This window comes from Microcoleus sp. F10-B2 (genome assembly GCF_036704965.1).
In the GTDB taxonomy this organism is placed as follows: Bacteria; Cyanobacteriota; Cyanobacteriia; order Cyanobacteriales; family Microcoleaceae; genus Microcoleus.
Map to the genome: position 1 here is coordinate 1 of NZ_JAUBTB010000166.1, position 8,521 is coordinate 8,521.

Annotated in this window: 10 protein-coding genes; 2 read left to right on the top strand and 8 right to left on the bottom strand. The window is 47.0% G+C overall.

The annotated features are described in order from the left end of the window. Positions 1-5: 5 nt before the first annotated feature. Together QUA99_RS31710 and QUA99_RS31715 are read right to left on the bottom strand one after the other, a co-directional pair. Entirely contained in the window at positions 6-728 is a 723-nt protein-coding gene (locus QUA99_RS31710) for a hypothetical protein (RefSeq protein WP_333245258.1), read from the bottom strand. Continuing rightward, positions 725-1,111, bottom strand: a complete 387-nt coding sequence (locus QUA99_RS31715; RefSeq protein WP_333245276.1) for a RusA family crossover junction endodeoxyribonuclease — start codon at positions 1,109-1,111, stop codon at positions 725-727. The genes QUA99_RS31710 and QUA99_RS31715 overlap by 4 nt, the downstream gene beginning before the upstream one ends. 176 nt (positions 1,112-1,287) lie before the next feature. Here QUA99_RS31715 and QUA99_RS31720 point away from each other — a divergent pair, with 176 nt between their 5' ends. Next, complete coding sequence (locus tag QUA99_RS31720) at positions 1,288-4,713, top strand: DNA methyltransferase (RefSeq protein WP_333245261.1); 3,426 nt, start codon at positions 1,288-1,290, stop codon at positions 4,711-4,713. A gap of 17 nt (positions 4,714-4,730) precedes the next feature. Here the strand turns inward: QUA99_RS31720 and QUA99_RS31725 are convergent, their stop codons facing one another. Together QUA99_RS31725 and QUA99_RS31730 are read right to left on the bottom strand one after the other, a co-directional pair. Beyond that, a complete protein-coding gene (locus QUA99_RS31725; protein ID WP_333245264.1) occupies positions 4,731-5,156 on the bottom strand; it encodes a type II toxin-antitoxin system VapC family toxin in 426 nt (141 codons plus the stop codon). Further along, on the bottom strand, positions 5,153-5,539 hold the full coding sequence (locus QUA99_RS31730) for a DUF433 domain-containing protein (RefSeq protein ID WP_333043041.1): 387 nt from the start codon (positions 5,537-5,539) through the stop codon (positions 5,153-5,155). The genes QUA99_RS31725 and QUA99_RS31730 overlap by 4 nt, the downstream gene beginning before the upstream one ends. A gap of 204 nt (positions 5,540-5,743) precedes the next feature. Here QUA99_RS31730 and QUA99_RS31735 point away from each other — a divergent pair, with 204 nt between their 5' ends. Next, positions 5,744-5,989 (top strand): hypothetical protein, encoded by a 246-nt coding sequence (locus tag QUA99_RS31735; RefSeq protein ID WP_333245267.1) that lies wholly within the window; start codon positions 5,744-5,746, stop codon positions 5,987-5,989. Between the two features lie 18 nt (positions 5,990-6,007). On the opposite strand, the gene QUA99_RS31740 is transcribed toward QUA99_RS31735, so the two are convergent. The 4 genes from QUA99_RS31740 to QUA99_RS31755 all read right to left on the bottom strand — a co-directional run. Further along, a complete protein-coding gene (locus tag QUA99_RS31740) occupies positions 6,008-6,373 on the bottom strand; it encodes a hypothetical protein (protein WP_333043044.1) in 366 nt (121 codons plus the stop codon). A 24-nt stretch (positions 6,374-6,397) separates the two neighbouring features. Next, positions 6,398-7,606: a precorrin-6y C5,15-methyltransferase (decarboxylating) subunit CbiE gene (gene cbiE / locus QUA99_RS31745; protein WP_333245270.1), complete on the bottom strand. Its 1,209-nt coding sequence runs from the start codon at positions 7,604-7,606 to the stop codon at positions 6,398-6,400. A 20-nt stretch (positions 7,607-7,626) separates the two neighbouring features. Beyond that, positions 7,627-8,124 carry a GNAT family N-acetyltransferase gene (locus tag QUA99_RS31750; protein WP_333245273.1) on the bottom strand — a complete coding sequence of 166 codons (498 nt, stop codon included), beginning with the start codon at positions 8,122-8,124 and terminating at the stop codon, positions 7,627-7,629. 286 nt (positions 8,125-8,410) lie between these two features. Beyond that, on the bottom strand, positions 8,411-8,521 hold a 111-nt coding region (locus tag QUA99_RS31755), incomplete at its 5' end, for a photosystem II protein D1 (protein WP_333245279.1).

Below are 8,521 nucleotides of genomic sequence, written 5' to 3' on the forward strand. Positions count from 1 at the left end.
TCAGCCTAAAAGTGTTTGGCTTCCAAGTTTTCACAACTGATAAAGAAATCCGACCCACATCTGCGGAATGTGGGTTTCAATATTTTCTCTGTTACCTCAATCAGTTCGCACACAGAATTTTGCGTAAGTTGTGTAGTCTTAAACCCATGAGCAATAGCGTTCCGCAAAGAAAGCGCATTCATTAATAACTGATATTCGGATTTAGAAATCACGCCCTCAACCGTCAGTTGTTTCACTAAATACAGCGGTTCTAATCTTTGCAAACTTAGCTCTTCTTTATGGGCGACAATCCTCAAAGTTGCCTCAACTAAAGACCAAGAATATAGCATTGCTGACTCTAGATGTTGTGTTACAAGTTGCTTGGCGACTTGCAAACCCAACTCTATTTCATGCTCTTGAAAAGAATCCTCAGCTTTGGAAATATCGACTGCATCCTCCGAGTTAGTCATCACTAACTCAAACCTCCAGCCGGGATTTTCTGCTACTGCTTGGGCTAAATTACGTAGATATGTAGTAGAGGGTGACTTGAGTGAAGCGCGTGACTTGACTGCAATAACCACCGATTCTTCGCCCCGGCGCACTATCAGATCCGGGCGATAGCTTTTAAGGAAGTCCGGTAAATCTTCAGAGTTTGGATGAAATGAAATTTCATAACCTTTCTCACGATACTCCTCTGCTAGTTTCAGCAGTTGCTCTCTTTCTATGTTTGCAGTTGGGGTTGCGATCATGTCAGTACCTCTTTGTCAGGAGCATCAATTACGACAATGTGCAAGAATTCATTACCACGGGCAAATCCTTCCGCTAGAATCGAGGTCATATTTTCTACTTTAAAGTTAGTTGATAAATTCCTCTTGCGGACGAGAACATCAGTTACTTGATCGTCATCGACATAGGCTAGCCCGATAATTGCATCTTGAATTGGCTTTACTATGTTGTCTACATCGATTTTAACAGAATCGTAGAAATAAGTTATCTGAAGCATCACTAGGCCAGTAGCTGTTTTCTGCTCCGAAGACCAGTATTTTTCAGCCTCTTGCCTTACTGTCACTTTCCAAGCTTTAAGAAGATCTCGCCTACGAGCTTGTTGTGATACTGGTGGGCCATCTACTATGAACTAAAATCTCGCCAAAGTGTTTCTAAATAGAAGATTGGGGATTATTTTACCTCTTAACTGCCGCCCACTGGGTAATATGTGCCAGGAGTTTACAACCAAAATCGCAAGATAAATCGCCAATCCGAACCGATCTAATTATAAAATCAGGAAAAAGCAAGCAGCAGGGTTGAAACATGAATGAAGCCGATCGCACGCGTGTCGAAACATTCATCACGCGCTGGGCAGGTTCTAGCGGTAACGAACGCGCAAACTACCAGTTGTTTTTTGCCGAAATGTGCGATGCGCTGGGAGTCGAGCGCCCTTTTGATAAAGGCAGAATTCCCAACGATCCCTACTGCTTTGATAAAGATGTCAAAATTTTTCACCCCAGCGGCAAAGTAACTCCGGGGTTTATTGACTTTTACAAAGCTGAGCATTTTTTGATTGAGGCAAAACAGGGCGGAACAACCAGCAAAAAAGGAACGGCGAAGCGGGGGACAAATACCTATTTGCGGGAGATGGAAAAAGCGTTTGTGCAGGCGATCGCCTATACCCGCAGTCTCAGCAGCAAACCGCCCTTTTTGTTAACTTGCGATATTGGCGATCATTTTGAATTGTGGATGGGTTTTAGCGGCGATTACGGAGGCTATGGGGCGCGGCGAGAAATCGGGCTAATCGAGTTGCAGAAAGCCGATGTTTTCGATTTGTTTGTCGATATTTTTAGCAATCCGCAACAGCGCAATCCGGAGAAAATTGCGGCGCGGGTGACGCGGGAAGTGGCGGCGGATTTGGCAGAGTTGGCGAAGCGGATGGAGGCGAATGTCGATCCGCAGCAAGTCGCCCAGTTTTTGATGCGCTGTATTTTCACCATGTTTGCTGAGGATGTGGGGTTACTGAAAGAACATTTGTTTACGCAGGCGCTGGAAACGCGCTGGATTCTCAATCCGAAGACTTTTAAGCCGGAGGTAGAGGCGCTGTGGGAGGCGATGAATGAGGGGACGAGTTTTGGTTTTCATGGCAAACTGTTGCGGTTTAATGGCGGATTGTTTGCGGATTCTGGGGCATTTGCGCTGACAAAGGCGCAGTTGGAGGTATTGTTGCAGGCGGCGAAGCGGGATTGGTGCAATGTGGAACCGGCGATTTTTGGGACGTTGTTGGAAAGGGCGCTGGATTCGAGGGAACGGAGTAAGTTGGGGGCTCATTATACGCCGCGATCGTATGTGGAACGGTTGGTAAAACCCGTGGTGATGGAGCCTTTGGGCGATCGCTGGATTGCGGTACAAGCGGAGGTTAAACAGTTGCTCAACGCGGGAGAATCGGAACCGACTGCAAATCAAAGGAAAAAGGCGAGCTCAGTTTTAGAGGCATTTCTGACGGAGTTACAACAGGTAAAGATTCTCGATCCGGCCTGCGGATCGGGTAATTTCCTGTATGTGACGTTGGATTTGTTGAAAGGGTTGGAATCGGAGGTGTTGCGGCGCTTGGAAGATGTCACCGGATCGGCGCAGTTGCGGTTAGATATTGCTCAAGTTAATCCGAGTCAGTTTTTGGGAATTGAGATTAATCCTAGGGCGGCGGCGATCGCAGATTTGGTGATTTGGATTGGGTATTTGCAGTGGCATTTTCGGCGGTTTGGCGATATTCCGCCGATCGAACCTGTGTTGCGAGAGTACAACAATATTGAATGCCGGGATGCGGTGTTGGCCTATGACGGGATGGAACCGGATGTGGATGCGGCGGGGAAGGTGAGAACTCGCTGGGGCGGGCGGATGATGAAGAGTCTGGTGACGGGGGAGGATATTCCCGATCCGACAAACCAAGTAACAATTTATCGGTATTTGAATCCAAGGGCAGCCGTGTGGCAGGAGGCGGATTATATAGTGTCGAATCCGCCGTTTATTGGGAATGCAAGAATGCGGGAAATGTTGGGGGATGGGTATGCAGAAACGTTGAGAGAAGTCTATAAAGATGTGCCCGATACTGTTGATTTTGTGATGTACTGGTGGCATAAGGCAGCGGAACTCACACACTCAAATGAGATAGAAAGATTTGGATTTATCTCTACAAACACCATTCGTCAAGTTAGACAGCGAAAATTTATCGATTTACATTTAAGCCAGAAGAATCCAATCCGATTGATTTTTGCAATTTCCGATCACCCTTGGGCTGATGGAGGAGCCGCTGTGACTGTTGCAATGACAGGGGTAGAACTCAATGATTCTCAAAAAACTGCTAAATTTCCTATAGTTGGTTGTGTAACTAACGAAGGTGAAGGTGATAATCCTGAAGATAAAGCCGAGCGGGTCAAGGTGGCTTTCAAAGCCGTAGATAGAATTTTCAGTAATCTTAAAACAGGCATTGATGTAACAAAAGCACATTCACTCAAGAGTAATTATGACATCACTTCTAAAGGATTTGAGTTGGGTAGTAATGGATTTCTAGTACCTCCTGAAAAAATTAAACTACTTGAGAGAGAGATTATTCATCCATTCTTAACAGGAAGAGACTTAGCACAAAGCCCAGAGGAGCGATACGTGATAGATGTTAATCATTTATCAGAACAGGAGTTAGAGGTCAAGTATCCTAAAACTTATCAGTGGTTGATAGAGAATGTTAAACCAGTACGTGATATCAATAACGATTTGAGGTTACGTCGTGAATGGTGGCGCTATCGACGCTCAAACGCAATTATGCGTGATGGTATTAAAGACCTAGATGGATATATTCTCACGCCTAGAACAGCTAAACATAGATGTTTTACACTTCGCTCAAAAAATGTCTTTCCAGAAAGCGAAGTCATTGTTATTTTCCTGGATGATATGTATTATCTAGGCGTTCTTTCCAGTAAAATTCATGTTAGTTGGTCACTGGCAGCAGGAGGCAGATTAGGAATTGGAAATGATCCACGTTATAACAACTCCGTTTGCTTCGACCCTTTCCCCTTCCCCGACCCCACGGATACCCAAAAACAAACCATCCGAGAACTCGGAGAACGCCTCGACAGCCACCGCAAACGAGTCCAAGCCACTCACCCCGAAGTCACCATCACCGCGATGTACAACCTCCTCGAAAAACTCCGCCAAGGCGAACCCCTCGACAACAAAGACAAAGCCTTCAACCAAAAAGCCCTAGTCTCCACCCTCAAACAAATCCACGACGAACTTGATGCCGCCGTATTTGCCACCTATGGTTGGGAACCAACCCTCACCGACGACCAAATCCTGGAAAACCTCGTCACCCTCAACGCCCAACGCGCCGAAGAAGAACGCAACGGACTGATTCGCTGGCTGCGCCCCGACTACCAAGCCCCCGGCGAAACCTACGTGCAACCATCCCTTGCAGGTATCACCACCGAAACCGAAACCGCCATTACTCCCACGGAACAACAACCTTTCCCCAAAACCCTGAAAGAGCAACTTTCCGCCATCCGCGACTTATTCCGCACCCAAAGCGGCGAATGGACAGCCGCCCAAGTTACCGACCATTTCAAAGGCGCCAATCGCAAACAAAAAGTCATTCTCGACTGTCTAGAAAGTCTGGAAGATTTGGGGATTTTGCTCAGTCATAATGAAGGTGGCATCACATTTTGGCACCTCGCAGAAGTTGGAAATGCCGGATAAGCTTGGCTTGGCAATTGTTATGTCCAATCCTCCAAAACCAGTCCTGGGACTTGTGCAAAATCTTGTCGATTTCGCGTCACTAAAATTGAGTTATTAACCAAAGCAATGGACGCAATCCGCAAATCTTGTGTCCCAATTCGTATTCCCTGACGGCGCAGCGCCAAATATTGCTCGCAAGCTGACTCGGTAAAATCCAGAACGAGAAAATCGTTGAGAAATTTAACAGCCGATCTCAAACCCACATAAGCCCAAGTTAAGCGTTGCTTCTGTCCGGGTTGCGAAGCTTGACGAATTGCATTGAACCAGCCCTGAATCAATTCCTCAACATTGATGACAGTAATAGCAACATCGCTAATATGGAGAGTTTCAAAACGTTGCAATATGAGTGGATTAGAGTGTTGCAAGAGTGTGAGATGGTCGGTATCGAGAATATATTGATTCATAGGGTCTCAGACTCAGGAAAATCGATATCAGCATTTCGATCTTGGCGATAGGTCTGAACATATTCCGTGACTTCATTCAACAACGGGTTACATCTCAAAAGAGGTGAAACATTCAACATCGGACGCGCCTCATACCAAGCAATCCGATCGTCAATTTCTGGCTGATTATCCAGATAAAAGCTAATCGCATCAAACACTTGAGCTGCCGTCACGAGTTGAAGTAACTTCTGTGGGATTTCTTCAGGCTTTATTCCTGATTTCCAAAACACCACAATATCCCGTACCGTAACTTGAGTGTCTGCAATAATCGGTTCCCCCTGCAAAACTTCAGGATTGCGGGTGACATAGCGAGAAAGGCTTGTAGATGATAGCGAACTGGTCATAACGACCTCATAAGACAATGTAAACCTGCCTTCATCTTAGCGTAGTGGACAGAAGATGCCTATTTAGTCAGCCACGAGGAAATGTTTGATGCTTATGCTGTTCAAAGATTATGGGCATAAACTAGACTATTATCGCCAATGGCATTGACCCGATCGATTGTAAAAGAGTAAAATAAATTATAGAGTTACGCTCAAAAAGTTTCCATGCCTCCCGAAGAAATCCTCCTACAATACTGGTGCGAACTTTCCCCCGCCGATCGCGCAAAAGTCCTTCAGTTTACCCAAGCTCTAGCGCTCAAATCTTCACCTGAATTTACCCCCAAAACACAACTCGGTCAAACCCTGTGGAAACTTCGCCAACGGGCGATCGCCAACGGTATGAAACTGCTCAATGAAGTGGAGTTAGAGCAAGAAATTGCCGATCGTCGAGGTGGCTACGTTGTCTGGTAAACTAACTTATCTGGAACTCTATTCCATTTGCAAATACTCCAACACCAGCAGCCGCAAATAGTCTAGCATTCGGATATACGATCGCATTTGAAGATAGCCCGATCGCGTTTCAGCATAAAACTCAGCAATCGCAGAACGATCGAACACCCTAAGCTGATGTAAATTTGCGATCGCTTCCTCCCGGTTATCAACTCCCGCGCTAGCCTCAATCTGACTAGCATAACCGCGAATGCTGACTGTGACTAACTCAAGCTCCTCCAAAAACGATAAATCTTCTTCGGAACCAAGATACCTCTGAGATATCTCTTTGCGCTCGGATTTAGTGTTTTGATAATCAACCGTTAATTGTGCCAAAAGTAGGACAATAATATCTTTATTTATCATAGCTTTCTAGGCAAGAATCGGCTTTTAGGTTTTAACTACCGCCCACTGAGTCACCGGCGCAAGCGGTTTCCAACCCTGAAAAGAACCGATCGCCCCTACTCGCTGAATCCCAATTCTAATTAGTTCCCCGCCATAACGATCGTGCCATTGCAAAACTTTAAACTCGCTCTCAACTGTCACCGCATTAACAACTAATCGGCCGCCTTCACCTAAAGCATTCCAGCAAGTTTCCAGCACAGCTTCTGCGGTGACACCGCCGCCAATGAAAATAGCATTCGGTTGAGGCAAATTTGTCAGGGCTTCCGGCGCTTCTCCCGCAACGATTTCGAGTTCGGGAACGCCAAAAGTCGAGGCATTTTCAGCGATGTATTGCAATCTAGTCGCATGGCGTTCGATCGCGATCGCCCTGCACCGAGGATGACTCCGCATCCATTCGATCGCGATCGACCCGCATCCCGCCCCCACATCCCACAACAACTCTCCGGGAATCGGTGCTAACGTTGACAGAGTAACGGCTCGAACCTCCCGCTTGGTAAGTTGTCCGTCGTGGCGATAAGCAGGATCCGGCAAACCCGCAGTTCGGGGGAGGATAAGAGTTTGTCGATCTGCTGCAACTGCGATCGCGATCGTGTTCAAATCCGCCAAATCCGCTGCATTCCAGGCTGCTGCTACCCCCTCGATCCGCCGTTCCGAGTCCCCTCCCATCCGCTCGAACACGGTCATCAGACTGCTGCCAAACCCCCGCTGCGTCAACAATTCAGCCACCTTTGGCGGCGTGTGTCTGTCAGCGCTCAACACCAGCAAGCGCGCCCCCGGCGACAAAGCAAGGGCGATCGATGCGATCGGGCGATTTGTCAAACTGAAAGTCTCAACTTGGGCCAGCGGCCAACCCAAACGGGCGCAAGCAAGACTAAAAGCCGATGCTGCGGGAATCACAGTCATTTCCGAAATGGGAATCTGGCGCGACAGCGTGACGCCGATGCCGTGACACATCGGATCGCCGCTGGCGAGCACGCACACAGACTGTCCCCGGCGGCGGAGGATTTGATCGACTGTTGCTTGTATCGGCGATGTCCAAAGCAATTGTTCGCGGGTGTCGTCGGTTGGTAGCATGGCTAGGTGACGGGCACCGCCGACAACGACTTGAGATCGATCGAGTAGGGTACGGGCGATCGCACTCAATCCCGATAATCCGTCTTCGCCAATCCCCACCACCGAAAGCCATTTGTGCATTGCGCCCTTACTACTAATTACTACTTATCGATTCTAAAGAATAATATCGGATTTCCATTCATAAATCTTTCTTCTACTTGCCTCATCCCGAGTCTTTCTGCGACTTTTTGCGACTCAATGTTTGGGCGATCGCAGCTTGCGACAACATACTCAAAGCCAAGTTCATCAAAACAATACTCTATTATTTTGGTTGCAGCTTCAGTAGCGTAGCCTTTTTTAGTTGCTGTTGGCAGCAATGCGTAAACTAACTGGGGCTGTTCTTCTTCAAAAAAATACCACAAACCAACAAATCCAATAGTTTCTCGATCGCTCTTAGTTTCTATAAACCACATACCGAATTGCTTTTGGGCAAACAGCTTTTTGTTTTCGGCAAGCATTTCTTCAACCTTTTGTAGCGACCAGATTTCGCCGTCGCACAGATATCTCCTCACATAGGCATCGATAAAAATTCTATGAAGCGTGTTGAGGTCGCTCTCCACAATCGGTTTCAAAACTAATCTCTCTGTTTCAAATATCATGGGGATTATTTATCTTGGATTAAAGGGCGATCGCACCTATTAATATTAGTCCAGGACGCACGGGTGGTCAGAAACCGGGTTTTTTATGAAAAGATGGGTTGCAGCCCGTAGATTCGGTAAAAAACCCGGTTTCTTTGATAGGAGTGCGATCGCGAACTGTTTATTTTTGTAGTTGCGGTGTCTTCGCCGGCGGGCCCATGCGTCCATGACTGTCTGAAAAATATTTTTTCCCAAACAAAAAGCGCCCCTATTACTAGGAGCGCTTTTTGTAATCGATAGCTAAGACTTAGCCATTGATAGAAGGAGCAACCAAAGCTACGGGAGTGGTTTCACCAGCAGCCAAATCAAGCGGGAAGTTGTGAGCATTGCGCTCGTGCATTACTTCCATACCCAAGTT